This is a genomic window from Leifsonia sp. Leaf264 (assembly GCF_001422325.1).
Lineage (GTDB): Bacteria > Actinomycetota > Actinomycetes > Actinomycetales > Microbacteriaceae > Orlajensenia.
The window spans coordinates 12,191-35,946 of sequence record NZ_LMMR01000009.1 but is presented as its reverse complement, the minus strand read 5'-3'; the positions used below and the strand labels follow the sequence as shown (position 1 = coordinate 35,946).

21 protein-coding genes are annotated in these 23,756 nt (G+C 69.8%); 18 read left to right on the top strand and 3 right to left on the bottom strand.

The annotated features are described in order from the left end of the window. Nucleotides 1–62 precede the first annotated feature (62 nt). A complete protein-coding gene (locus ASF30_RS20625; protein ID WP_055911202.1) occupies nt 63–707 on the top strand; it encodes an isochorismatase family protein in 645 nt (214 codons plus the stop codon). A 39-nt stretch (nt 708–746) separates the two neighbouring features. Here ASF30_RS20625 and ASF30_RS20620 read toward each other — a convergent pair whose 3' ends face one another. Further along, nucleotides 747–1,361 (bottom strand): class I SAM-dependent methyltransferase, encoded by a 615-nt coding sequence (locus ASF30_RS20620; RefSeq protein ID WP_055911200.1) that lies wholly within the window; start codon nt 1,359–1,361, stop codon nt 747–749. Between the two features lie 61 nt (nt 1,362–1,422). Between ASF30_RS20620 and hflX the strand changes: the two genes are divergently transcribed. The 3 genes from hflX (at nt 1,423) to metE (ending at nt 6,468) form a co-directional block, all read left to right on the top strand. After that, nucleotides 1,423–2,973, top strand: coding sequence for a GTPase HflX (gene hflX, locus ASF30_RS20615; protein ID WP_055911198.1), 1,551 nt, complete (start codon nt 1,423–1,425; stop codon nt 2,971–2,973). 184 nt (nt 2,974–3,157) lie between these two features. Next, a complete protein-coding gene (locus tag ASF30_RS20610; RefSeq protein ID WP_055911196.1) occupies nt 3,158–4,132 on the top strand; it encodes a methylenetetrahydrofolate reductase in 975 nt (324 codons plus the stop codon). Next, nucleotides 4,129–6,468, top strand: a complete 2,340-nt coding sequence (metE, locus tag ASF30_RS20605) for a 5-methyltetrahydropteroyltriglutamate--homocysteine S-methyltransferase (protein WP_055911194.1) — start codon at nt 4,129–4,131, stop codon at nt 6,466–6,468. Before ASF30_RS20610 ends, metE begins: the two co-directional genes overlap by 4 nt. Before the next feature lie 94 nt (nt 6,469–6,562). Here metE and lexA read toward each other — a convergent pair whose 3' ends face one another. Next, the gene (gene lexA / locus ASF30_RS20600; protein ID WP_082468222.1) at nt 6,563–7,282 is read right to left on the bottom strand and encodes a transcriptional repressor LexA; all 720 of its coding nucleotides are present in this window, start codon (nt 7,280–7,282) and stop codon (nt 6,563–6,565) included. A 265-nt stretch (nt 7,283–7,547) separates the two neighbouring features. Between lexA and ASF30_RS20595 the strand changes: the two genes are divergently transcribed. The 8 genes from ASF30_RS20595 (at nt 7,548) to ASF30_RS20560 (ending at nt 17,338) form a co-directional block, all read left to right on the top strand. Further along, the gene (locus ASF30_RS20595; protein WP_055911192.1) at nt 7,548–7,907 is read left to right on the top strand and encodes a LysM peptidoglycan-binding domain-containing protein; all 360 of its coding nucleotides are present in this window, start codon (nt 7,548–7,550) and stop codon (nt 7,905–7,907) included. Between the two features lie 56 nt (nt 7,908–7,963). Then, nucleotides 7,964–9,055, top strand: coding sequence for a histidinol-phosphate transaminase (locus ASF30_RS20590; RefSeq protein ID WP_055911190.1), 1,092 nt, complete (start codon nt 7,964–7,966; stop codon nt 9,053–9,055). Beyond that, complete coding sequence (gene hisB, locus ASF30_RS20585) at nt 9,052–9,663, top strand: imidazoleglycerol-phosphate dehydratase HisB (protein WP_055911189.1); 612 nt, start codon at nt 9,052–9,054, stop codon at nt 9,661–9,663. Before ASF30_RS20590 ends, hisB begins: the two co-directional genes overlap by 4 nt. Continuing rightward, nucleotides 9,660–10,292 (top strand): imidazole glycerol phosphate synthase subunit HisH, encoded by a 633-nt coding sequence (hisH, locus tag ASF30_RS20580; protein ID WP_055911187.1) that lies wholly within the window; start codon nt 9,660–9,662, stop codon nt 10,290–10,292. The genes hisB and hisH overlap by 4 nt, the downstream gene beginning before the upstream one ends. Before the next feature lie 78 nt (nt 10,293–10,370). Further along, nucleotides 10,371–11,117 carry a bifunctional 1-(5-phosphoribosyl)-5-((5-phosphoribosylamino)methylideneamino)imidazole-4-carboxamide isomerase/phosphoribosylanthranilate isomerase PriA gene (priA, locus tag ASF30_RS20575; protein ID WP_055911185.1) on the top strand — a complete coding sequence of 249 codons (747 nt, stop codon included), beginning with the start codon at nt 10,371–10,373 and terminating at the stop codon, nt 11,115–11,117. Further along, a complete protein-coding gene (locus tag ASF30_RS20570) occupies nt 11,101–11,937 on the top strand; it encodes an SseB family protein (RefSeq protein WP_055911183.1) in 837 nt (278 codons plus the stop codon). Before priA ends, ASF30_RS20570 begins: the two co-directional genes overlap by 17 nt. A 57-nt stretch (nt 11,938–11,994) precedes the next feature. Then, on the top strand, nt 11,995–16,542 hold the full coding sequence (locus ASF30_RS20565; protein WP_055911181.1) for an ATP-dependent helicase: 4,548 nt from the start codon (nt 11,995–11,997) through the stop codon (nt 16,540–16,542). A 16-nt stretch (nt 16,543–16,558) separates the two neighbouring features. Further along, nucleotides 16,559–17,338 carry a DNA-formamidopyrimidine glycosylase family protein gene (locus ASF30_RS20560; RefSeq protein WP_055911173.1) on the top strand — a complete coding sequence of 260 codons (780 nt, stop codon included), beginning with the start codon at nt 16,559–16,561 and terminating at the stop codon, nt 17,336–17,338. 43 nt (nt 17,339–17,381) lie between these two features. Here ASF30_RS20560 and ASF30_RS20555 read toward each other — a convergent pair whose 3' ends face one another. Beyond that, nucleotides 17,382–17,756, bottom strand: a complete 375-nt coding sequence (locus tag ASF30_RS20555) for a DUF1844 domain-containing protein (RefSeq protein WP_157497552.1) — start codon at nt 17,754–17,756, stop codon at nt 17,382–17,384. 207 nt (nt 17,757–17,963) lie between these two features. Between ASF30_RS20555 and infC the strand changes: the two genes are divergently transcribed. The 6 genes from infC (at nt 17,964) to pheT (ending at nt 23,737) form a co-directional block, all read left to right on the top strand. Further along, nucleotides 17,964–18,608 carry a translation initiation factor IF-3 gene (infC, locus tag ASF30_RS20550; RefSeq protein ID WP_082468220.1) on the top strand — a complete coding sequence of 215 codons (645 nt, stop codon included), beginning with the start codon at nt 17,964–17,966 and terminating at the stop codon, nt 18,606–18,608. Continuing rightward, a complete protein-coding gene (gene rpmI / locus ASF30_RS20545) occupies nt 18,601–18,795 on the top strand; it encodes a 50S ribosomal protein L35 (protein WP_055825339.1) in 195 nt (64 codons plus the stop codon). The genes infC and rpmI overlap by 8 nt, the downstream gene beginning before the upstream one ends. A 29-nt stretch (nt 18,796–18,824) precedes the next feature. Then, complete coding sequence (gene rplT / locus ASF30_RS20540) at nt 18,825–19,208, top strand: 50S ribosomal protein L20 (RefSeq protein ID WP_055825341.1); 384 nt, start codon at nt 18,825–18,827, stop codon at nt 19,206–19,208. 85 nt (nt 19,209–19,293) lie between these two features. Continuing rightward, nucleotides 19,294–20,094: a TrmH family RNA methyltransferase gene (locus ASF30_RS20535; RefSeq protein ID WP_055911169.1), complete on the top strand. Its 801-nt coding sequence runs from the start codon at nt 19,294–19,296 to the stop codon at nt 20,092–20,094. An 80-nt stretch (nt 20,095–20,174) separates the two neighbouring features. Next, nucleotides 20,175–21,215, top strand: a complete 1,041-nt coding sequence (gene pheS / locus ASF30_RS20530; RefSeq protein ID WP_055911167.1) for a phenylalanine--tRNA ligase subunit alpha — start codon at nt 20,175–20,177, stop codon at nt 21,213–21,215. 2 nt (nt 21,216–21,217) lie between these two features. Next, nucleotides 21,218–23,737, top strand: a complete 2,520-nt coding sequence (gene pheT / locus ASF30_RS20525) for a phenylalanine--tRNA ligase subunit beta (RefSeq protein ID WP_055911164.1) — start codon at nt 21,218–21,220, stop codon at nt 23,735–23,737. Nucleotides 23,738–23,756 lie beyond the last annotated feature (19 nt).

Here is a 23,756-nt window from a genome sequence, read left to right as displayed (position 1 = left end):
GAGCCCTGCGACACGCGGTCCCGGGCGCGCGATAATCGAGGGACGAGCATCGGGAGGCTGACGTGACACGCGCACTGTTCATCATCGACGTGCAGAACGACTTCACCGAGGGCGGCGCCCTGGGGGTCGACGGCGGAGCAGCTGTCGCCGCCGGGGTGAGCTCCCTGTTGGAGCGGCATCCGGAGGCCTACGACGTCGTCTTCGCCTCCCGCGACTGGCACGACGGCGCCAACGACAACTGCGGCCATTTCGCCACGGATGCCGCCCCCGACTTCGTCGACACCTGGCCGGCGCACTGCGTCTCGGGCACGAGCGGCGCCGACTACCACCCCGACCTCGTGACCGACGGCATCGACGTGCACATCCGCAAGGGGCAGGGAGTGCCCGCCTACTCGATCTTCGAGGGCACCACCGAGGACGGCGAGACCGTGGCCGAGCTGCTGACGGCTCGCGGAGTCACGACGATCGACATCGTCGGCATCGCCACCGACTACTGCGTGCGAGCGAGCGCCCTCGACGCCGTGGAGCACGGCCAGCACGTGAGGGTGCTCACAGACCTCGTCGCCGGCGTCGCCGCCGAATCGAGTGCCGCAGCTCTCGCCGAGCTCGCCCATGCCGGAGTCGAGATCACGGCATCGGATGCCGCAGACGCCGCAGATGCCGCAGACGCAGTGCCCGACGATTCCGCATCCACGCCCGCCGACTGACGCACGACGGTCCGCGCACCGACGCCGGCGGGTGCGCCCTCAGTCGGCCCGGGCCGACGTCGCCTTGAGTACGCGGTAGCCCATTCCGACGGCCTCGCGCACGATCTCCAGCCCGGGGAACTCCTCGTTCATCCAGCGGTGCAGCGAGTCGGCGCCGAGGTTCTTCTGCACCACGAGCCAGGCCTCGGAGTCGGGGGCGAGGCGCGGCATCCAGGACTGCAGCAGCGTGTGCAGCTCGACCTTGCCGATGCGGATCGGGGGGTTCGACCAGATGGTGGAGAAGGTGATGCCCTCGGGAACATCCTCGGGTCGCACGGCGTTGATGTTGGTGACGCCGATGGCAGCGGCGTTGCGACGGACGAGTTCGAGAGCGCGATCGTTCACGTCGACGGCCCACACCGTGGCATCCGGAGCCTCGATGGCCATCGTCAGCGCGATGGGTCCCCAGCCGGAACCGATGTCGAGGAGATCACCGGTCTGCGGGGGAGCGGGAACGTTGTCGAGGAGGACGGCCGTGCCATCGTCGATGTGGTCGGGGCTGAAGACCCCGCCCGACGTCGTGAGCGTGTATTCGCGGCCGCTCAGCTGCACGGTGATCTGCCGCGGCTTCAGTTCGGTCGACGGGTCGTTCGTGAAGTAATGCTCTGAAGCCATGAGAGGGAAACTACCCGACCCGGCTGAGTGAGGCCAATGGGGCAACGATAGGATTGATGCAATGACTGAACCCGATACCACGATGCCGGACGACGACGTCGTCGCCCGCGTCCTCGCCAGCGCCGAACAGCGCGCCGGCTACACCATCTTCGGCGGCTCCGCCCAGGCGCTGCAGGACGACGAGGGCCGCGCCCACCGCGTCGACTCCGACGGCGACCAGTTCGATCGTGAGGACCGCCAGGCGCTGCGCCGCGTCGCCGGACTGTCGACCGAGCTGGAAGACGTCACCGAGGTCGAGTACCGCCAGCTGCGCCTCGAGAACGTCGTGCTCATCGGCGTCTACTCGCAGGGTTCGCAGACCGATGCCGAGAACTCCATCCGCGAGCTCGCCGCCCTCGCCGAGACGGCCGGTGCGACAGTGCTCGACGGCCTGCTCCAGCGTCGGCCGCATCCGGATCCCAGCACCTACCTCGGCAAGGGCAAGGCGCTGGAGCTCGCCGGGATCGTCGCCTCCCTGGGCGCCGACACCGTGATCGCCGACACCGAACTCGCGCCCAGCCAGCGGCGTGCGCTCGAGGACGTGGTGAAGGTCAAGGTCATCGACCGCACCGCCGTCATCCTCGACATCTTCAGCCAGCACGCCACCAGCCGCGAGGGCAAGGCGCAGGTCGAGCTCGCGCAACTCGAGTACCTCCTTCCGCGTCTGCGCGGCTGGGGCGAGTCGATGTCCCGCCAGGCAGGTGGCCAGGTCGGTGGCGCCGGAGCCGGCATGGGCTCGCGCGGACCGGGTGAGACGAAGATCGAACTCGATCGCCGCCGCATCCACACCCGCATGGCGAAGCTGCGCAAGTCGATCGTCGCGATGAAGCCCGCCCGTGAGGCCAAGCGCGCGAACCGCAAGCGCAACACGGTGCCCTCGGTCGCCATCGCGGGCTACACGAACGCCGGCAAGTCCAGCCTCGTGAACCGCGTCACCAAGGCCGGCCTCCTGGTCGAGAACGCCCTGTTCGCCACCCTCGACGCCACCGTGCGCAAGAACACCACCGATGACGGCCGGCTGTACACCATCGCCGACACCGTCGGCTTCGTGCGCAACCTGCCGCACCAGCTCGTCGAGGCCTTCCGGTCGACGCTCGAGGAGGTGGCGGACTCCGACCTCATCCTCCATGTCGTCGATGCGTCGCATCCCGATCCCGCCGGTCAGATCCAGACCGTGCGCGACGTGATCGGCGAGGTGGACGCACGCCACATCCCCGAGCTCGTGGTGTTCAACAAGTCCGATCTCATCAGCGATGACGACAGGCTCGTGCTGCGCGGCCTCGAACCGAACGCCGTGTTCGTCTCGGCTCGCTCCGGTGACGGCATCGACGAGCTGCTCATCAAGATCGCGGAGATGCTGCCCGACCCGAGCGTCGAGGTCGAGCTGCTCATCCCGTACTCGCGCGGCGAGCTCGTGTCGAGCCTGCACGTGCGCGGTCGGGTGCTGGCCACCGAGCACACCGAGCACGGAACGATGGTGCGCGCCCTCGTGCACCCGGAGTTCGCGGCCCAGCTGGCCGAGTTCCGCGTCGCCGCCGGTGCGCTGCCGGCCGGTGCCGTTCCGGCGGTCTGAGAAGTCACCCTTCGTCACACTCTTCCGTGCCCACAGTGCCGCGGTTAGGCTCGCTGCAACGGTGACTCGCGACTGACGCGAGCGCCCGACGAGCGACAGCCGAGCCCGGCACCCGCCCGCGACAGATCCGATTCACCTCGATGAGCATCCGCTTCTCGAGGGAAGATCCCCTTCGTGAGGCAGCATGGCTATCGACCTTCCACCCACCGGCGGCGCAACGCGTGTGCCGGTCTCGTTCGAGTTGTATCCGCCGCGAACGGATGCAGCAGCCATCGCCCTCGGTCGAACCATCGACAAGCTCACCGAGGTCGACCCCGCCTTCATCTCGGTGACGTTCGGCGCCGGCGGCTCGACGCGCGACAGGTCGCTGACCGTGCTCAGCTACATCCTGGAGAACACCGACGTGGAGCCGATGGCTCACCTCACCTGCGTCGGATCGTCGGCCGCCGAGGCCAACGGTCTCGTCCGGCGGTTCCTGGATGCCGGCATCACGAGCTTCCTCGCCCTGCGCGGTGATCCTCCCCTCGACGGCACCCCGCTGTCGGTCGGCGACCTGCAGAGCGCCTCCGAGCTCGTGCAGCTCATCCACCGCGTGCAGCAGGAGCGCGAACCCTTCAGCCAGGAAGCGGTGCGCGGAACCCCCGGCGGCACCAGGCTGCGTGCCAGGCCTCGTCCCGAGCGCGTGGCCGTCGCAGCATTCCCCAACGGCCACGCGTCGTCGCGGGGGCCGCAGCAGGAGATCGACGCCTTGCTGGCCAAGCAGGCCGCCGGGGCGAACCTCGCCATCACGCAGTTGTTCTACCGCGCTGACGACTACCTCGCATTCGTCGACCGGGCCAGGGCCGGTGGAGTGAGCATCGACATCCTCCCCGGAATCATGCCGGCGGCGAGTGCCGCACGCCTGCGGCGCATCGCCGAACTCACCGAGGAGGAGGCGCCGGACGAACTCCTCATCGCCCTGGAGGTCGAGCCGACCGAGGAGGGCCGAACCGAGATCGCCACGGACTTCTTCTCGGACCTCGCCGCCGCCGTCATCGCCGGGGGCGCCCCGGGCCTGCACCTCTACACCCACAACAAGCACACTGCCGTGCTCGATCTGCTCGAACGGATCGGCCACGTCCCAGCCGCACTGAATCGACCCATCAAGGAGAACGCATGACGACGCCCGCCTTCCCGACAGGCACCATCCTCGGCTACCCGCGCATCGGTCGCCGTCGCGAACTCAAGAAGGCCGTCGAGGCGTTCTGGGCCGGTCGCATCGACGCCGTGGAGCTCGAGGCCGCCGCCGCCGAGCTGCGCGCCACGACGCGGGAGCGGCTGGCGGGCCTCGGCCTCGGCCGCACGGACTCGGCCATCCCCGAGTCGTTCTCGTTCTACGACCAGGTCCTGGATGCGGCCGTGACCGTCGGCGCGGTTCCCGCACGTTTCTCCGACCTGGTCGACGCCGACGCCGCGATCGACCTCGCCGGCTACTTCACGCTCGCCCGCGGTGACGGTGAGCGAGCCCCGCTCGAGATGACCAAGTGGTTCGACACCAACTACCACTACCTGGTGCCCGAGATCGGCCCGGACACCCGCTTCACCCTCGCGAACGATCGGATCGTCCGGGAGTTCGTCGAGGCGAAGGCGGCTGGGTTCGTCACCCGCCCCGTGATCGTCGGCCCCGTCACCTTCCTGCTGCTGTCGAAGGCGGCGGCGGATGCTCCGGCCGGCTTCCAGCCGCTCTCCCGTCTCGGCGACCTGGTCGCCGTCTACCAGGAGCTGCTCGCCCGGCTCGCCGACGCCGGAGTCGAGTGGGTCCAGCTCGACGAGCCCGGACTTGTCAACGAGTCGATCGAGATCCCCCGGGCTACCCAGCTCGAGGCCCTCGCGACGGCCTATGACGTGCTCGCGGCCGGAGGGTCGCGACGGCCCGCCATCGTGGTGGCGGCACCCTACGGGAGCCTCGACGACGCACTCGACGTGCTCGCAGCATCCGCCATCGAGGCCATAGCCATCGACCTCGTGCGCGGCACGCTTCCCATCGGGTTGGCCGACGACACCCGCGCCGGCCTCGCGGACAAGACCCTCGTCGCCGGTGTCATCGACGGTCACAACATCTGGCGCGGTGACCTGGCTGCCGCCTTCGACACCGCTGCCGCCGTGCTCGACCTGTCCCCGTCAGTGGCTGTCAGTACCTCGACCTCGCTGCAGCACGTCCCGCATGACGTCGACGACGAGTCGGCCCTCGACCACCTCAACGGCTGGCTGGCCTTCGCCGACCAGAAGGTGGCGCAGGTCGCCGTGCTCGCGCGCGGACTGGTGGACGGTCGCTCCGCGATCGCCGCCGAGCTGGATGCGGCCTCGGCTGCCCTCGCCCAGCGACTCTCAGCGCCCGGCGTGCGCGACGGCGCCGTGCGTGCCCGTGCGGCCGCGCTGACGGATGCCGACTTCTCACGCGGCGACTACGCCGAGCGACTGGCGGTGCAGACCGAGGAGCTCGACCTGCCGCCGTTGCCGACGACCACGATCGGCTCGTTCCCGCAGACCGGCGAGATCCGCAGGGCCCGGGCCGCCCACAACCGCGGCGAGCTGAGCGAGGCCGACTACGTGGCCGAGATGCGTGCGGAGATCTCCCGGGTCGTCGACCTGCAGGAGGAGATCGGCCTCGACGTGCTCGTGCACGGAGAGCCCGAGCGCAACGACATGGTGCAGTACTTCGCCGAGAACCTCGACGGCTTCGACGTGACCGAGAACGGCTGGGTGCAGTCCTACGGATCGCGCTGCACCCGTCCGTCGATCCTCTGGGGAGACGTCTCGCGCCCGGCGCCCATCACGGTGGAGTGGTCGGCGTACACACAGTCGCTCACGGAGAAGCCGGTCAAGGGCATGCTCACCGGACCGGTCACGATCCTCGCCTGGTCGTTCGTGCGCGACGACCAGCCGCTCGGCGAGACGGCCAGGCAGGTCGGTCTCGCCCTCCGCGACGAGATCGCCGACCTCGAGGCCGCCGGCATCCGCATCGTGCAGGTCGACGAGCCAGCCCTGCGCGAACTCCTGCCGCTGAAGAAGGCCGACCACGCCGACTACCTCGACTGGTCGGTCGGCTCGTTCCGGCTGGCGACGGCCGGTGCGCGCACGGCGACCCAGATCCACACCCACCTCTGCTACTCCGAGTTCGGCGTGATCATCGACGCGATCCTCGGGCTGGACGCCGACGTCACGAGCATCGAGGCCGCGCGCAGCCGGATGGAGGTGGTCGCCGACCTCGAGTCGAGCGGATTCGACCACGGCATCGGGCCGGGGGTCTACGACATCCACTCGCCCCGGGTGCCGAGCGTGACCGAGCTGACCGAGCTCATCGAGCACGCCCTCGACGCCATCCCGGAGCGCCAACTCTGGATCAACCCCGACTGCGGACTCAAGACCCGCGGCTACGACGAGACCGTGGCGTCGCTGCGCAACATGCTCGACGCGACTCGCGGCGTGCGGGCATCGGTCACCGCCTCCGTCTAGGGAACGGATGCAGAAGGCCCGCCTCCCTCGGGAGGCGGGCCTTCTCGTTCGTGTTCGTCGCGACCCGGACGGAGTCCGCGGCCGAAACCTCGTGCTAGACCGCTCGCAGAACGGCGACGACCTTGCCGAGCACCTCGGCGAAGTCGCCGACGATGGGCTCGTAGGCGGAATTGCGCGGCAGCAGCCAGGTGTGTCCGTCGCGCTGGCGGAACACCTTGACCGTGGCCTCGCTGTCGAGCATGGCCGCGACGATCTCGCCGTTCTCGGCGGTGTTCTGCTGGCGGACGACCACCCAGTCGCCGTCGCAGATGGCGGCCTCGATCATGGAGTCGCCGACCACCTTCAGGATGAACAGCTCGCCCTTGCCGACCAACTGGCGGGGGAGCGGGAACACCTCTTCGATCTGCTGCTCGGCCGTGATGGGGATGCCGGCCGCGATGCGGCCGACCATGGGGACCATGGCGGCATCGCCCATCGGGGCCGGGGAGACGTACCCGTCGCCGTCGGGGGCGGGATTCGACTCGGAGGTCGACGGCACCTCGATGAGGACCTCGAGCGCGCGCGGCCGGTTCGGGTCGCGGCGCAGGTAGCCGCTCAGCTCGAGCTGGTTGAGCTGGTGCGTGACGCTCGAGAGCGAGGCGAGCCCGACGGCGTCGCCGATCTCGCGCATGCTCGGCGGATAGCCGCGCTGGCTGACGGACCTCTGGATGACCTCGAGGATGGAGAGCTGTTTCGCGCTCAGGCTCTTGCGCCGGCGAGTACCGCCGCGCTCGGACGCGCCGCGGTCCTTCGGCGACTCGGTCTCGTTGGCCACTGCGCTCACCTACTTCTCTGACGGATGTCGATCCCCTGCCGACCGAGTGTCGGTGGGTGCTGATTGCCTTGCAACCAGCCATTCGAACTGTATCCGGGTCGATGGCCTTCGACAAACATCTGTTCGAGTGTGTCGGGAACGAAATTCTCTCCACATACGAAAACAATGCTTGAGTATTCGAAGACTCGAAGATATATTCGGAACACAGCTTCGCATCTGGCCCTCCCGGCCGAGGGCCAGATGCGAAAACCATCTGGAGGTCGCCATGAGCACGTTCGCCTACAACACCGCCGCCCGCCCCGTCGCGCTGCCTGTGGTTCGCACCCGGCTGCACCTCACCCGCCGTGGCCGCGCCGTGTTCACGACCCTCGCCGCCCTGCCGATCGTCGTCGGAGCGTTCGTCTTCGCCCTCAACGGCGGCATCGCGGCAGCCGGCGGCGAGCAGGCGGGCCAGTCCTTCGCCTACGTCACCGTCGAATCCGGCCAGTCGCTCTGGCAGCTCGCCGAGACCCTGGCACCCACGGCCGACCCGCGCGACGTCATCGCCGACATCGTCAGCCTCAACCAGCTCGCCGGCACCGACATCGAGCCCGGCCAGCGCCTCGCCATCCCCGCGCAGTACTGAAGGCTGCATCCGCCGCCCTTCGTAACAGGGTGAGGGCCGCCGGTACGATTGTTGGAGTGACGACTCTCGATCAGCTTCCCCTCCGCGACGACCTGAGAGGGCGCACGCCGTACGGCGCACCGCAGAAGGTCGTGCCCGTCGCCCTCAACGTCAACGAGAACACGCATCCGATCCCGGATGCCGTCGCCACCGACATCCTCGCCGCCATCAGCACCGTGATCCCCGGTGTGAACCGCTACCCCGATCGCGAGTTCAGTGTTCTGCGCGACGCGCTGGCCGGTTACCTCGGCCACGGCCTCACCCGCGACGACATCTGGGCGGCGAACGGCTCGAACGAGGTGCTCCAGCACGTGCTGCAGGCCTTCGGCGGACCGGGTCGCACCCTGCTCGGGTTCAGCCCCACCTATTCGATGTACCCGCTCCTGGCTTCCGGCACCGGCACGGCCTGGATCGGCGCCGAGCGAGACTCCGACTTCGAGCTCACGCCCGAGACCGCTGCCGCTGCGGTGCGCGAGCACGCGCCTGACATCGTCTTCCTGTGCTCACCCAACAACCCGACGGGCACCCCGCTCTCGCTCGAGACCATCGCCGCTGTCTACGACGCCACCGACGGCATCGTCCTGGTCGACGAGGCGTACGCCGAGTTCGCCCACGATGGAGAGGCGAGCGCCCTCGCCCTCCTCGAGGGTCGGCCGCGCCTCCTCGTCTCGCGCACCATGAGCAAGGCCTTCGCGTACGCCGGCGTTCGCCTGGGGTACCTCGCCGCCGATCCCGCGGTGACGGATGCCCTCCGCCTGGTGCGGTTGCCGTACCACCTGTCAGCTCTCACGCAGGCTGCGGCGACAGCGGCCGTGGCGCACGCCCCCGAGTTGCTCGCCATGGTCGACGACATCCGCCTTCAGCGCGACCGCATCGTGACCCGTCTGGGCGAACTCGGCTTCCAGCCCTACCGCAGCTCGAGCAACTTCGTGCTGTTCGGCGGCGTCGACGACCCGAATGCCGTCTTCGAGGCGCTCCTGGCCTGCGGCATCCTCGTTCGCGATGTCGGGATCGCGCACACCCTGCGGGTGAGCGCGGGCACCGAGGCCGAGACGACGGCCTTCCTCGACGCCATCGCCGATCACGCGCCGAATAGGATCTCAGCATGAGCGAGAATGCACCACGCACGGCCCGCGCCGTGCGAGCGACGAGCGAATCGAACATCGACCTGACCGTGAACCTCGACGGAACCGGCACGAGCGACATCGAGACGACGGTCCCGTTCTTCAACCACATGCTGACGGCTTTCGCCAAGCACTCGCTCACCGACATCACCGTGCGCGCGAGCGGCGACACCGACATCGACGTGCACCACACCGTCGAGGACACCGGCATCGTGCTGGGCCAGGCCATCCGCGAGGCGCTGGGAGACAAGCGCGGCATCGCCCGGTACGGCGACGCGCTCGTCCCTCTCGACGAGTCCCTCGCGCAGGCGGTCGTCGACATCTCCGGCCGCCCCTACCTGGTGCACGTCGGAGAGCCGGCCGGCTTCGAGTTCCACCTCATCGGCGGGCACTTCACCGGATCCATGGTGCGCCACTTCTTCGAGGCGATCACCTTCGCCGCCGGTCTCACGGTGCACCTCGAGCTCGTGCGCGGCCGCGACCCGCACCACATCGCCGAGGCCGAATTCAAGGCTTTCGCGCGCGCCTTCCGGCAGGCGAAGGCCTTCGACTCGGCCGTGGTCGGCATCCCGTCCACCAAGGGAGCCCTGTGACGAAGGTCGTCGTCCTCGACTACGGCTCGGGCAATGTGCACTCGGCCGCGAAGGCCGTGGAGCTCGCCGGGGCGGAGGTCGAGATCACCCACGACCGTCGCGCCGTGATGGATGCCGACGGCCTCCTCGTTCCCGGGGTCGGCGCGTACTCCGCCGTCATGGACGCCCTGAAGGCCGTGCGCGGTGACGAACTCATCGATCGCCGGCTCGCGGGCGGCCGCAAGGTGCTCGGCATCTGCGTCGGCATGCAGGTACTGTTCGAGCGCGGCATCGAGCGCGGCGTCGACCGGGAGGGCCTGGGGGAGTGGCCTGGCGTCGTCACCCGGCTCGACGCCCCGGTGCTGCCGCACATGGGCTGGAGCACCGTCGACGCGGCCGAGGGTTCGGTGCTGTTCGACGGCATCCGCGACGAGAGGTTCTACTTCGTGCACTCCTACGCCGCTCAGGCCTGGACGCTCGACGTCATCCCGCCGTTCCCGCAGCCGAGAGTGACCTGGGCCGAGCACGGCGGGCGCTTCCTGGCGGCTGTCGAGAACGGCCCGCTCGCCGCCACCCAGTTCCACCCCGAGAAGTCGGGTGAGGCCGGCATCCGTCTGCTCCGCAACTGGATCGGATCGCTCCGCGACTGAGCTCTTCCCACCGACCCCCACGCCCACCCGGCGTACTATCAACGCGCGGCCGTACGCTGCGAAGGAACCGAGGATGACATGAGCGACTTCCACTCCACGCCCGGACTGGTGCTGCTTCCCGCCGTCGACGTCGCCGACGGGAAGGCCGTGCGCCTGACCCAGGGCGAGGCGGGCACCGAGACCAACTACGGCGACCCCGTGCAGGCCGCCGAGGACTGGGCGTCGCAGGGCGCCGAGTGGATCCACCTCGTCGACCTCGACGCCGCTTTCGGCCGAGGCGACAACCTGGATGTGCTCCGTCGGGTGATGCGCCAGATGCACGGCATCAACGTCGAGCTCTCGGGCGGCATCCGCGACGACCGCTCCCTCGAGGCAGCCCTCGACAGCGGTGCCAAGCGCGTCAACCTCGGCACCGCGGCGCTCGAGAACCCCGAGTGGGCGGCGAATGTCATCGCGAAGTACGGGGAGGCCATCGCCGTCGGCCTCGACGTGCGCGGCACCACTCTCGCCGCCCGCGGCTGGACCCGTGAAGGCGGCGACCTCTGGGAGGTGCTGGAACGCCTCGAGGAGGCCGGATGCGCCCGCTACGTCGTCACCGACGTCACCAAGGACGGCACCCTGCAGGGCCCCAACATCGAGCTGCTCAAGCTCGTCATGGAGAAGACCGAGCGCCCCGTCGTCGCCTCGGGCGGCATCTCCAGCCTCGACGACATCCAGGCCCTCCGCGACCTCGTGCCGCTCGGCCTCGAGGGAGCCATCGTGGGCAAGGCACTGTACGCAGGCGCCTTCACCCTGTCCGAGGCGCTGGATGTCGCAGCCGACTGACCCGCCCGGCGCGGAACCCGGGCAGCGCCATCCGGCAGCTCCCGAGTCCGCACCGTCCCTTCCCGCCCATCTCGCCGACTCGGCCGGCCAGCCGTGGGCCGGGCGCTCGTTCGAGCCGAACACGAGTGCCTCCGATGACGGCAGTGCGCCGCCCCGACTGATCGAGGCGCTGCGACGATTCCGGGCGCGCGAACTCGGGCAGGCTGAGGTGGTCGACGCCGTGCGGGACTCCCGTCTGCTCATCCCTCTGGTCGCCCAGCTCGGAGAGGCCGGGGTGAACGAGAACGGCCACACCGTCGACAAGAGCCAGGAGCTCGCCATCGTCACCGTCGCCGGTCCCGACGGTCGCGACGTGCTCCCGGTCTTCAGCTCGGTCGCCGCCATGGCGGCGTGGAATCCGGCCGCCCGCCCGGTGCCGGCCGACGGAGTGCGCGTCGCCCTGGCTGCCGCCAGCGAGGACACCGAACTCGTCGTCCTCGATCCGACCTCGGAGACCGAGTTCGCCATCCGACGCCCGGCGCTCTGGGCCGTCGCGCAGAGCCAGCCGTGGACGCCGAGCTTCGAATCCCAGAGCGTCGCCGCCGCATTCGGACGTTCCATCGAGTCGGAGCTCGCCGTCCTCGGCGTCGGTCTCGCCTCCGGCGACCCGCACGCCCGCCTGGTCGGTCCCGAACTCGTCGTCGAACTCGAACTCGTCGACGGCCTCGACAGTGCCGAGCTGGACACGATCCTCGGTCGACTGGCACAGCGCTGGGCGGCAGACGACCAGATCGCGACAGCCGTCGACTCGCTGAAGGTGCGTCTGGTCGCCTCGCGCTGAGCGACGTCGTCCGGTCGTCCGGGCGATGTGTCGTCGGGTAGCGGCAGGATAGGACGCATGGGTTCCGCCCTCGACCGGTTCTCGCCGGCCACGCGCACGTGGTTCGACGAGGCCTTCAGCGCGCCCACTCTCGCGCAGTCCGGCGCCTGGGACGCCATCGGCCGCGGTTCGCATGCTCTCGTCGTGGCACCGACGGGATCCGGCAAGACCCTCGCCGCCTTCCTGTCGTCGCTCGACGCGCTGCACGGGAAGGCCGCGGACGACCAGCCCGGCACAAGGGTGCTCTACATCTCTCCGCTCAAGGCCCTCGGCGTCGACGTCGAGCGCAACCTGCGCGCGCCGCTCGTCGGCATCGCCAGGGTCGCCGACAGGCTCGGCATCGAGCCGCCGCACGTGAGCGTCGGCGTGCGCTCGGGCGACACCCCGGCATCCGACCGCCGCACCCTGCAGAAGTCGCCGCCCGACATCCTCATCACGACGCCGGAGTCGCTGTTCCTCATGCTCACCTCGGCCGCGCGTGACACCCTCCGCACGGTCGAGACGATCATCGTCGACGAGATCCACGCCGTCGCCGGCACCAAGCGCGGCGCTCACCTCGCCGTCTCGCTCGAGCGCCTCGACGATCTGCTCGAGCGGCCGGCCCAGCGCATCGGCCTCTCCGCCACGGTGCGCCCACCCGAGGAGGTGGCGCGCTTCCTCTGCGCCAGCGCCCCGGTCGAGATCGTCGCCCCGGCATCCGAGAAGCGCTTCGACCTGCGCGTCGTGGTTCCGGTCGACGACATGGCCGACCTGCCTCCGGCGCCCGAGCGTGAGGGTGCGACGTCCGCGGCATCGCCGCAGACGGGATCGATCTGGCCGCATGTCGAGGAGGCGATCGTCGACCGCGTGCTCGAGAACCGATCATCGATCGTGTTCGCGAACTCCCGTCGCCTTGCCGAGAGGCTCACGGCACGGCTCAACGACATCTACGCCGAACGAACGGGCGAATCCCTGTCGACGGATGCCGCCCCTCCGGCCGCCCTCATGGGGCAAGCCGGGCAGATGCAGGGCGCGGAGCCGCTGCTGGCCCGAGCGCACCACGGATCCGTGAGCAAGGAGCAGCGAGCCGAGATCGAGGACGACCTCAAGTCGGGTCGTCTGCGCTGCGTGGTCGCCACTTCCAGCCTCGAGCTCGGCATCGACATGGGCGCCGTCGACCTCGTCGTGCAGGTCGAGTCGCCGCCTTCGGTGGCCAGCGGTCTGCAGCGCGTCGGCCGTGCCGGCCACCAGGTGGGCGAAGTGTCCCGCGGGGTGATCTTCCCGAAGCACCGTGCCGACCTCGTGCACGCCGCCGTCACGGCCGAGCGTATGCTCGCCGGTGCCATCGAGACGCTGCACATCCCGGCGAATCCGCTCGACATCCTCGCGCAGCAGACCGTGGCCGCCGTGGCGCTCGACCAGCAGGGCGTCGACGCCTGGTTCGACACGGTGCGGCGGAGCGCCCCGTTCTCCGCGCTTCCCCGCTCCGCCTACGAGGCCACACTCGACCTGCTCGCCGGGCGCTATCCGTCCGACCAGTTCGCCGAGCTCCGGCCGCGCATAGTGTGGGACCGCGAGGCCGGGATCCTCACCGGGCGGCCCGGGGCCCAGCGCCTCGCCGTCACGAGCGGCGGCACCATCCCCGACCGCGGCATGTTCGGGGTGTTCCTCGTCGGCGGCGACGAGCTCACGGGCCGTCGCGTCGGTGAACTCGATGAGGAGATGGTCTACGAGTCGCGCGTCGGCGACGTCTTCGCCCTCGGCGCCACCAGTTGGCGCATCCAGGAGATCACCCACGACCGCGTGAACGTCACGCCGGCATTCGGCCAACCCGGACGCCTGCCGTTCTGGAAGGGCGACTCGCTCGGCCGTCCGGCCGAACTCGGTCGCGCTCTCGGCGAGTTCATGCGCGACGTCTCGTCGGCGACGGATGCCGACGCGAGAAGCCGCATCCGTGCGGGTGGACTCGATGACAGGGCGGCGACGAACCTCATCGCGTTCCTCGCAGACCAACGGGCGGCGACAGGCCAGGTCCCGACCGACCGCACACTCGTGGTCGAGCGGGTGCGCGACGAGCTCGGAGACTGGCGGGTCATCCTGCATTCCCCGTACGGCATGAACGTGCACGCGCCGTGGGCGCTCGCGGTGAGTGCGCGCGTGCGCGAGCGTCATGGCATCGACGGCGCATCCATCGCCAGCGACGACGGCATCATCGTGCGCATCCCCGATACCGGGGTGGAGCCTCCCGGAGCGGAACTGTTCGTCTTCGAGGCCGACGAGCTCGAGCAGCTCGTGACCGACGAGGTCGGCGGATCCGCACTGTTCGCGTCGCGGTTCCGCGAGTGCGCGGCGCGGGCCCTGCTCCTGCCGCACTACAGGCCGGGCACGCGTTCCCCGCTCTGGCAGCAGCGCCAGAAGTCGGCCCAGCTGCTCGACGTCGCCCGCACCTTCCCGACCTTCCCGATCATCCTCGAGACCCTGCGCGAGTGCCTGCAGGACGTCTACGACCTGCCGTCGATGCTGGGCCTGGCCCGGGAGATCGGATCGCGCGGCATCCGTCTGGTGGAGACGACGACGGATGCTCCGAGCCCGTTCGCGAGCACCCTCCTGTTCGGTTACGTCGGCGCCTTCATGTACGAGGGCGACAGCCCGCTCGCGGAGCGGCGGGCGGCGGCGCTCGCCATCGACTCCACCCTGCTGGCCGAGCTGCTCGGGCGGGTGGAGCTGCGGGAGCTGCTCGACCCCGCGGTCATCGACGACACCGAGCGCGAGCTGCAACGACTGGCGCCCGACCGCCGGGCCAAGGGGCTCGAGGGCATCGTCGACCTCCTGCGCGGACTGGGGGCGCTCTCCGTCGAGGAGATCCGTGCACGGGTCACGGCCGAGACCCTGCCCGCGGTGGGCGAGCACGTCGAGGAACTGCTGCGCGCCAAGCGCATCATCCGCACGGCCGTGGCCGGGGCCGATCGACTGGCAGCCATCGATGACGTCGGGCGGCTGCGCGATGCCCTCGGCGTCCCGATCCAGGTCGGCGTGCCCGAGGCGTATCTCGAAGCCGTCGCCGACCCGCTCGGCGACCTCATCAGCCGGTACGCACGCACCCACGGACCCTTCGCCACCGAGGAGGTCGCCGAGCGACTCGGCATCGGCATCGCCGTCGCCCGGTCCGCCCTCCGCCGGCTGGCCGAGGCGCGGCGCATCGTCGAGGGGGAGTTCCGGCCCAACGGCACGAGCGCCGAGTGGTGCGATGCCGAGGTGCTCCGCAAGCTCCGACGACGTTCCCTCGCCGCATTGCGGCACGAGATCGAGCCGGTGGAGCAGCGTGCCCTCGCACGCTTCCTCCCGGCGTGGCAGCACGTCGGCGGCAGGCTTCGTGGGCTCGATGGAGTGGCATCCGTCATCGAGCAACTCGAGGGCGCCCGGCTGCCCGCGTCGGCCTGGGAATCGCTGGTCCTTCCCGCCAGGGTCTCCGATTACAGCCCGGCCATGCTCGACGAGCTCATGGCGACGGGTGAGGTGGTGTGGTGCGGCTCGGGATCGCTCGCCGGCGACGACGGCTGGATCAGCCTGCATCTGGCCGACACCGCCGCGCTCACCCTGCCCATCTCGCTCGAGGCCGAGACGACGGCCCTGCAGCGCGAGGTCCTCTCCAGTCTCGGGTCCGGTGGGGCGTTCTTCTTCCGTCAGCTGTCGGATGCCGTCGGCTCGGAGGACGACTCGGCCCTCGTCGACGCGCTCTGGGACCTCGCCTGGTCGGGACTGGTCACGAACGACACCTTCGCCCCGGTCCGGGCTCTGGTGGCCGGCGGGCGCAGTGCCCACAAACCGCAGCGTGCGGCGCCCCGCGCGCGGATGCACCGGGGTCGAGCGCTGCCGCGGGCGAAGATGCCCAGCCGGGGCGGACCGCCGACCGTCGCCGGTCGCTGGTCGATCCTGCCCCTCCCCGACGGCTCGGCCACCCGACGGGCGCACGCGCTCGGCGAGACCCTTCTCGAGCGCTACGGCGTGGTGACCCGTGGCGCTGTCGTGGCCGAAGGCGTGATCGGCGGCTTCGCGCTGGTGTACCGCACCCTGCGCGAGTTCGAGGACTCTGGCCGCAGCCGCCGCGGCTACTTCGTCGACAAGCTCGGTGCCGCTCAGTTCGCCGCTCCGGGAGCGGTCGACCGCCTCCGCAGCAACGCGGACCGTGACGACGGATCGGCGCCGCCGGCACCTGTGGCCTTCACTCTCGCCGCGACGGATCCGGCCAACCCCTTCGGTGCCGCCCTCGCCTGGCCGGCTCTCCCCGAGGGCACCACCCATCGCCCGGCCCGCAAGGCCGGCGCCCTCGTCGTCCTCGTCGACGGCGGCATCGCGCTCTACGTCGAGCGCGGCGGCAAGACGATGCTGGCGTTCACCGACGACGAGACCGTGCTCGCGGCGGCAGCGTCCTCCCTGGCGTCGGCCGTGTCCCGCGGAGGCATGCGCAAACTCGCCGTCGAGACCGTCAACGGCCTGTTCGTGCTCGGCGTCCCGGCCGGACTCGCCCTCCGGGGCGCCGGTTTCAGCGAGACTCCCCGCGGCCTGCGCCTGAGCGCGCGGGTCTGATCGGGCGCCGACGACCATGCCAGAGGGTGACACCGTCTTCCGCACCGCCAGGTCGCTGAACTCGGCGCTCGCCGGAGCGCTCATCACCGTGTGCGACATCCGTGTTCCGGCTTTCGCGACGGTCGACCTCAGCGGCCGCACTGTCGACGACGTCGTCTCCCGAGGCAAGCACCTGCTGCTGCACGCGGGCGATCTCACCGTGCACTCCCACCTCAAGATGGAGGGCGCCTGGCATCTCTACCGCCACGGCACCACGTGGCAGCGACCCGCGTTCCAGGCGCGCATCGTCCTCGAGACGGCCGACTGGGTCGCCGTCGGCTTCGAACTCGGCGTGCTCGAGATCGTCGCCACAGTCGACGAGAGCACTGCGGTCGGCCATCTCGGACCCGACCTGCTCGGCTCCGACTGGAACGCCGGCCTGGCCGTCGCCAACCTCGAGGCGCATCCCGAGGTCCCGGTGGCGGTGGCGCTGGCCGACCAGCGCAATCTGGCCGGGCTCGGCAATGTCTTCGTGAACGAGCTGTGCTTCCTGCGCGGCATCCGGCCCCAGCGTCCGATGCAGGAGGTTCCGGATGCCGCTGGCCTGGTGGCGCTCGCTCATCGCCTCATCACGGCCAACGTCGACAGAACCGCCCGCACGACCACGGGCGTCGACCGCAACGGCCAGCGGCTCTGGGTCTACGGACGCGCCGGCAAGCCGTGCCGCCGCTGCGGCACGCGCATCCAGCACGGGCAGCTCGGCCGCACCGAGCTCGAGCAGCGCGAGACGTGGTGGTGTCCGCGCTGCCAGAGTTAGTCGTTCGCTGAGGCCCGGACGGAGTCCGCAGCCGCAGCGCAGCCTAGGTGACCGGGCCGGTCCACTTCTCGCCGGGGCCCTTGCCGATCGGATCGGGGATGCTCGACGCCTCCCGGAACGCGAGCTGCAGCGAGCGCAGGCCGTCGCGGAGGCTCCTGGCGTGCATGTCGCTGATCTCGGGAGCACCGGCCGTGATCAGTCCGGCGAGGGCGTTGATGAGCTTGCGCGCTTCATCGAGGTCGATCTGCGACTCCGGGTCGTCGGCGAGGCCGCACTTCACCGCGGCGGCGCTCATGAGGTGCACGGCGGCGGTCGTGATGACCTCGACGGCCGGCACCTCCGCGATATCGCGGGTGGCGCCGATGGAGGCGTCCTCGGCGTCGTCGTAGGGGCTGACGTGCTCTGAACTGTGACTCACTGAAATCCTCTGCTAGACTGATGCAGGCTTCCGGCCATTTCTGGTTGGAAACGAAAGTGGAGATTCTCCCACCCGCGCTTGACCGCTTCACTAGGTTACCGGGTTGATTGCACTCCGCTTCCTCGTCTCACGATGGGGAAGTAGACAGGGTGCCGTAGTACAGCGTGTTGTGAAATCACGCGAGGACTATGTGGATTTCCCCTCTCGATGCCGTGCGGCATCCCGTCGCGCGACAGCGTTGAAGCACGATTAGAGGAGACTCGCATCACCGATCCCCGTACAAACGACCGCATCCGCGTTCCCGAGGTCCGCCTCGTGGGACCAGCTGGTGAGCAGGTCGGCATCGTCAAGATCGAGGCAGCACTGCGTCTTGCGCAGGAGGCCGACCTCGATCTCGTGGAGGTTGCTCCCAACTCCAAGCCGCCTGTCGCCAAGATCATGGACTACGGCAAGTTCAAGTACGAAGCGGCGCAGAAGGCCAAAGAAGCCCGACGCAATCAGGCGAACACGATCCTCAAAGAGGTTCGTTTCCGTTTGAAGATCGACAAGCACGACTACGAAACCAAGATGAAGCGCGCAGTGGGCTTCCTCAAGGCCGGCGACAAGGTCAAAGCCATGATCCTGTTCCGCGGCCGTGAGCAGTCCCGTCCCGACCAGGGCGTGCGTCTTCTCCAGAGATTCGCCGAAGATGTGGCGGAGTTCGGTTCTGTCGAATCGACCCCCATGATCGACGGTCGCAACATGGTCATGGTCATCGGCCCTCTGAAGAACAAGTCAGAGGCAAAGGCCGAGGCCAACGCACACAAGGCCGCCACCAAGGCGGCATCCAAGCAGGAGGAAAACAATGCCTAAGCAGAAGACCCACTCCGGGTCCAAGAAGCGCTTCAAGGTGACCGGCAGCGGCAAGATCATGAAGCAGCAGGCCGGCATGCGTCACAACCTCGAGGTGAAGGCCTCGAAGCGCAAGGGCCGCCTCAACCAGGACCAGGTGCTGGCTCCGGCCGACGCCAAGGTCATCAAGAAGCTTCTCGGCCGCTGAGCCGCGCAACACGTTAGGAAGACAGAGAAATGGCAAGAGTAAAGCGGGCGGTCAACGCCCACAAGAAGCGTCGGGTCATCCTCGAGCGCGCCCAGGGTTACCGCGGCCAGCGTTCGCGCCTGTACCGCAAGGCCAAGGAGCAGGTCACCCACTCGCTCGTCTACAGCTACGCCGACCGTCGCGCCCGCAAGGGTGACTTCCGTCGCCTGTGGATCCAGCGCATCAACGCGGCTTCGCGTGCGAACGGCCTCACGTACAACCGTCTCATCCAGGGCCTCGGCCTCGCGGGTGTCGGTGTCGACCGTCGCATCCTCGCGGACCTCGCCGTGAACGAGCCCGCCACCTTCGCCGCTCTCGTGGAGACCGCCCGCAAGGCTCTCCCGGCCGACGTGAACGCGCCCGTCGCGCGCTAGTCGCCCTCGCGCTCAGCGAATCCCGAACGGCCCCGTCACCAGCAGGTGACGGGGCCGTTCGCATCCCATCGGTAGACTTGGCCGCATGCTGGAGAACCCGCGCTCGCCCCGTGTCCGCGCTGTCGCCAAGCTCGCCAAGAAGCCCGCCCGTGTCGACAGCGGGTACTTCCTCCTCGAAGGTCCGCAGGCGGTTTCCGAGGCCCTCACGTTCAAGCCCCATCTCGTGATCGACCTGTTCGCCACGCCAACGGCCCTCGAGCGCTACCCGGAGCTGGCCCAGCTCGCTGCCGACGCCGACATCGAGGTCGAGTACGTCACCGAGCAGGTGCTCGAAGCCATGAGCGACACCGTCACCCCGCAGGGCTTCGTCGCCGTGTGCCAGCAGTTCCCGACGTCGGTGAAGGACATCTTCGCTGCGGGCCCCCGCCTCATCGCCATCCTCGAGGAAGTGCGCGACCCCGGCAACGCCGGAACGATCGTGCGGGCAGCGGATGCCGCAGGCGCCGACGCCGTCATCCTCACCGGTCGCAGCGTCGACCTCTACAACCCCAAGGTCGTGCGCTCCTCGACCGGCTCCATCTTCCACCTGCCGATCGCCGTCGACGTCGAGCTCGAGGACGTCCGCGACCGCGCCCGTGCCGCCGGCCTCCAGATCCTGGCAGCCGACATCAAGGGTGACGACCTGCTCGCAGCCCGCCGCGACGGACTGCTCGACGCACCGACCGCTTGGCTGTTCGGCAACGAGGCCCGGGGCCTGCCCGACGACAAGCTCGCTCTCGCCGACCGTGCCGTGTCGGTACCGATCTACGGCAGCGCCGAATCGATGAATCTCGCGACGGCGGCCTCGGTCTGCCTCTACGAATCGGCGTTCGCCCACAGGTCGTAGCGTGCGATCGCGGCACAGTCGACTCCGGTGATCCGGACACGTTCGCGGCGGGCCGCGCCGCGCCGGTAAACTTGTGCCTCGTGTCTGAACCCACCGAAATCACCGAGGCGAGTGTCGGCGCCGCCGTCGAGGCGGCCATCGCGGCCATCGCGGCAGCATCCGACTCCACCGCCCTCAAGACGGTCCGCACCGAGCACACGGGGGAGTCATCCCCGCTCGCGCGACTCAACGGCCTGCTGCGCAGTGTCCCGAACGACCAGAAGGCCGCCCTCGGCAAGCTGGTGGGCCAGGCGCGCGGACAGGTGAACCAGGCCTTCGCTGCTCGCGAGTCGGCCATCGTCGAAGCCGAGGCATCCGCCCGGCTCGAGGCGGAGCGTGTCGACGTCACTGCAGCCGCGGTGCGTCAGGCCAGCGGTGCCCGCCACCCCCTCTCGCTGCTGCAGGACCAGGTCATCGACGTCTTCGTCGGCATGGGCTGGGAGATCGCCGAGGGGCCGGAACTCGAGAGCGAGTGGTTCAACTTCGACGCGCTCAACTTCGACGCCGACCACCCCGCGCGCGCCATGCAGGACACCTTCTTCATCGATCCGCCCGAGGCGCACCTGGTACTGCGCACGCACACGAGTCCGGTGCAGGTGCGCACCATGCTCGAGCGCGAGGTGCCGATCTACGTTCTCGCCCCCGGCCGGGTCTTCCGCACCGACGAGCTCGACGCCACCCACACCCCGGTGTTCACGCAGTTCGAGGGGCTGGCCGTCGACAAGGGCCTCACCATGGCGCACCTGCGCGGCACTCTGGAGCACTTCGCGCGCACGCTGTTCGGCGACGGCGCGAAGATCCGCCTGCGCCCGAACTACTTCCCGTTCACCGAGCCGTCGGCCGAGCTCGACGTCTGGCACCCCACCTTCGTCGGCGGGGCCCGCTGGATCGAGTGGGGCGGCTGCGGGATGATCAACCCCAATGTGCTGAAGGCAGCGGGCATCGACCCCGAGGTCTACTCCGGCTTCGCTTTCGGCATGGGCATCGAGCGTGCGCTCATGTTCCGCAACGACGTCGAGGACATGCGCGACATCGTCGAGGGCGATGTGCGGTTCAGCCAGCAGTTCGGAATGGTGGTCTAGTCGTGAGAGTTCCCCTGAGCTGGTTGGCGGAGTACGTCGACCTCGTTCCCGGTACGACGACGGGCTCGCTCCATGAGGCCCTCGTCAGCGTCGGCTTCGAAGAGGAGGACGTGCACGGCTTCGAGCTGAGCGGTCCGATCGTCGTCGGCGAGGTCCTCGAGTTCGTCGAAGAGCCCCAGTCCAACGGCAAGACCATCCGCTGGTGCCAGGTGCGCGTCGCCCCCGACGGTGAGACGGCGGCTGACGGCGGCGACGCCGTACACGGCATCGTCTGCGGTGCCGGCAACTTCTTCGTCGGAGACAAGGTCGTCGTGACCCTGCCCGGATCCGTGCTGCCCGGCCCGTTCCCGATCGCCGCTCGCAAGACCTACGGCCACGTCTCCGACGGCATGATCGCCTCGGCACGCGAGCTCGGTCTCGGGGACGAGCACGACGGCATCCTGCGCCTGGCCGAGCTCGACCTCGATCCCGCCGTGGGAACGGATGCGATCAGCCTGCTCTCGCTCGACGACGCCGCCGTGGAGATCAACGTCACCCCCGACCGCGGCTACGCCTTCTCCATCCGCGGCGTCGCCCGCGAGTACGCCCACGCCACGGGCGCTGCCTTCCGCGACCCGGCCCTCGCCGGAGCCGGCAGCGGTTCGAGCGCGTTCCCCGTCACCATCGCCGACGACGCTCCCGTGCGCGGCCGCGTGGGTGCTTCGACGTTCGTCACCCGCATCGTGCGCGGCGTCGACCCGACACGGCGCACCCCGGCGTGGATGATCGCGCGCCTGAAGCTGGCCGGCATCCGTTCCATCTCGCTCGTCGTCGACATCACCAACTACGTGATGCTCGAACTCGGCCAGCCGCTGCACGGCTACGACCTCGACACCCTCGTCGGAGGCATCGTCGTGCGCCGGGCCGCAGCCGGCGAGAGCATCGTCACCCTCGACGAGAAGGAGCGCATCCTCCACCCCGAGGACCTCCTCATCACCGACGGGTCGGGGCCGATCGGTCTGGCGGGTGTCATGGGCGGTGCCCGCACCGAGATCGGCAGCGACACCGTCAACGTCCTCATCGAGGCCGCGAACTTCGACCCCGTGTCGATCGCCCGCAGCGCCCGCCGCCACAAGCTCCCGAGCGAGGCATCCAAGCGCTTCGAGCGTGGAGTGGACCCGGCCGTCGCTGAAGCCGCAGCGGCCCGCGCCGCCCAATTGCTAGCCGAACTGGCCGGCGGCACCGTCGAGGAGGCCGCCACCAGCACGGCACGACCGGAGCCCCGCGAGTCGGTCTTCCTTCCCGACGGCTTCGTCTCCGGCCTCATCGGCGTCGAGTACACCGACGAGGAGATCCGCACGGTGCTGGTCGAGATCGGCGCGCAGGTCGAGCAGGGCGACGGCGGGCTCGTCGTCACACCGCCGAGCTGGCGCCCCGACATCGTCGGCAAGGCCGACCTCGCCGAGGAGGTTGCACGCATCAACGGCTACGACCGCATCCCGGCCGTCCTGCCCGTCGCGCCTCCTGGCCGTGGCCTGACCCGCGCCCAGCGCCTTCGCCGCATCACCCTGAACGTGCTCGCGGGGAGCGGCCTGACCGAGGTTCTCGCCTATCCGTTCGTGGGGGCGACGGATGCCGCTGCCTTCGCCAGCCTCGAGGGCGAGATCTCCCGGCCCGTGCGCGTCGCGAACCCGCTCGACGGCGCTCGTCCGTTCTTGCGCACCTCGTTGCTGCCAGGCCTGGCCGAGATCGCGCACCGCAACCTGTCGCGCGGCACCACCGATCTCGCGATCTTCGAGACCGGGCTCGTCTCGCTGCCGTCGTCTTCGGGCGCCTTCGGATCGGCGACCCTGCCGATCGGCGACGCGCGACCCGACGACTCCGTGCTCGCCGAGCTCGACGCCGGAATCCCGCGGCAGCCGCAGAACGTCGCGGCGCTCCTCATCGGCAACGCCGTCGCCCGCCAGCCCGGTCAGGCGGCTGTCGCCTGGGACTGGCAGGACGCCATCGGCGTCGCCCGCCGGCTCGGCACGGCCCTCGACGTCGAACTCGTCATCGAGCAGGGCGCGCACCCGGCGTTCCACCCGGGTCGCACAGCGCGGATCGCCGCGGCAGGGGAGACCGTCGGCTTCGCCGGCGAACTGCTGCCCGACCTCGCCGCATCCGCAGACCTGCCCCGCACGGTGGCAGCCGTCGAGCTCGACCTCGACGCGCTGATCCGCCTCGGCCGGTCGGAGATCCACGCGCGCCCGGTGCAGACCAAACCGGCGGCGACGCAGGACCTGTCACTCGTCGTCGCGACCGATGTGCCGGCAGCCGCCGTCCGCTCGGCCGTCGTCGACGGTGCGGGCGAGCTCCTCGAGGACGCCCGCCTCGTCGACGACTACCGCGGAGCCGGGCTGCCCGATGGCACCAAGAGCCTGACGTTCGCGCTGCGCTTCCGTGCCGCCGACCGCACGCTCACGGCGGCGGAGGCGACGGAGGCGAAGCTCGCCGGTGCCGCACGGGCCGCGGAGCTTTTCGGGGCGCACCTGCGCGACTAATGCCGCTGCGCTGTTGAAT

Bases quoted from the DNA above. Each gene is read 5' to 3' on its own strand.
- ASF30_RS20620 (WP_055911200.1), bottom strand. From the start codon at position 1,361: ATGGCTTCAGAGCATTACTTCACGAACGACCCGTCGACCGAACTGAAG.
- hflX (WP_055911198.1), top strand. From the start codon at position 1,423: ATGACTGAACCCGATACCACGATGCCGGACGACGACGTCGTCGCCCGC.
- ASF30_RS20610 (WP_055911196.1), top strand. From the start codon at position 3,158: ATGGCTATCGACCTTCCACCCACCGGCGGCGCAACGCGTGTGCCGGTC.
- metE (WP_055911194.1), top strand. From the start codon at position 4,129: ATGACGACGCCCGCCTTCCCGACAGGCACCATCCTCGGCTACCCGCGC.
- ASF30_RS20595 (WP_055911192.1), top strand. From the start codon at position 7,548: ATGAGCACGTTCGCCTACAACACCGCCGCCCGCCCCGTCGCGCTGCCT.
- hisB (WP_055911189.1), top strand. From the start codon at position 9,052: ATGAGCGAGAATGCACCACGCACGGCCCGCGCCGTGCGAGCGACGAGC.
- priA (WP_055911185.1), top strand. From the start codon at position 10,371: ATGAGCGACTTCCACTCCACGCCCGGACTGGTGCTGCTTCCCGCCGTC.
- ASF30_RS20570 (WP_055911183.1), top strand. From the start codon at position 11,101: ATGTCGCAGCCGACTGACCCGCCCGGCGCGGAACCCGGGCAGCGCCAT.
- ASF30_RS20565 (WP_055911181.1), top strand. From the start codon at position 11,995: ATGGGTTCCGCCCTCGACCGGTTCTCGCCGGCCACGCGCACGTGGTTC.
- ASF30_RS20560 (WP_055911173.1), top strand. From the start codon at position 16,559: ATGCCAGAGGGTGACACCGTCTTCCGCACCGCCAGGTCGCTGAACTCG.
- infC (WP_082468220.1), top strand. From the start codon at position 17,964: ATGCCGTGCGGCATCCCGTCGCGCGACAGCGTTGAAGCACGATTAGAG.
- rpmI (WP_055825339.1), top strand. From the start codon at position 18,601: ATGCCTAAGCAGAAGACCCACTCCGGGTCCAAGAAGCGCTTCAAGGTG.
- rplT (WP_055825341.1), top strand. From the start codon at position 18,825: ATGGCAAGAGTAAAGCGGGCGGTCAACGCCCACAAGAAGCGTCGGGTC.
- ASF30_RS20535 (WP_055911169.1), top strand. From the start codon at position 19,294: ATGCTGGAGAACCCGCGCTCGCCCCGTGTCCGCGCTGTCGCCAAGCTC.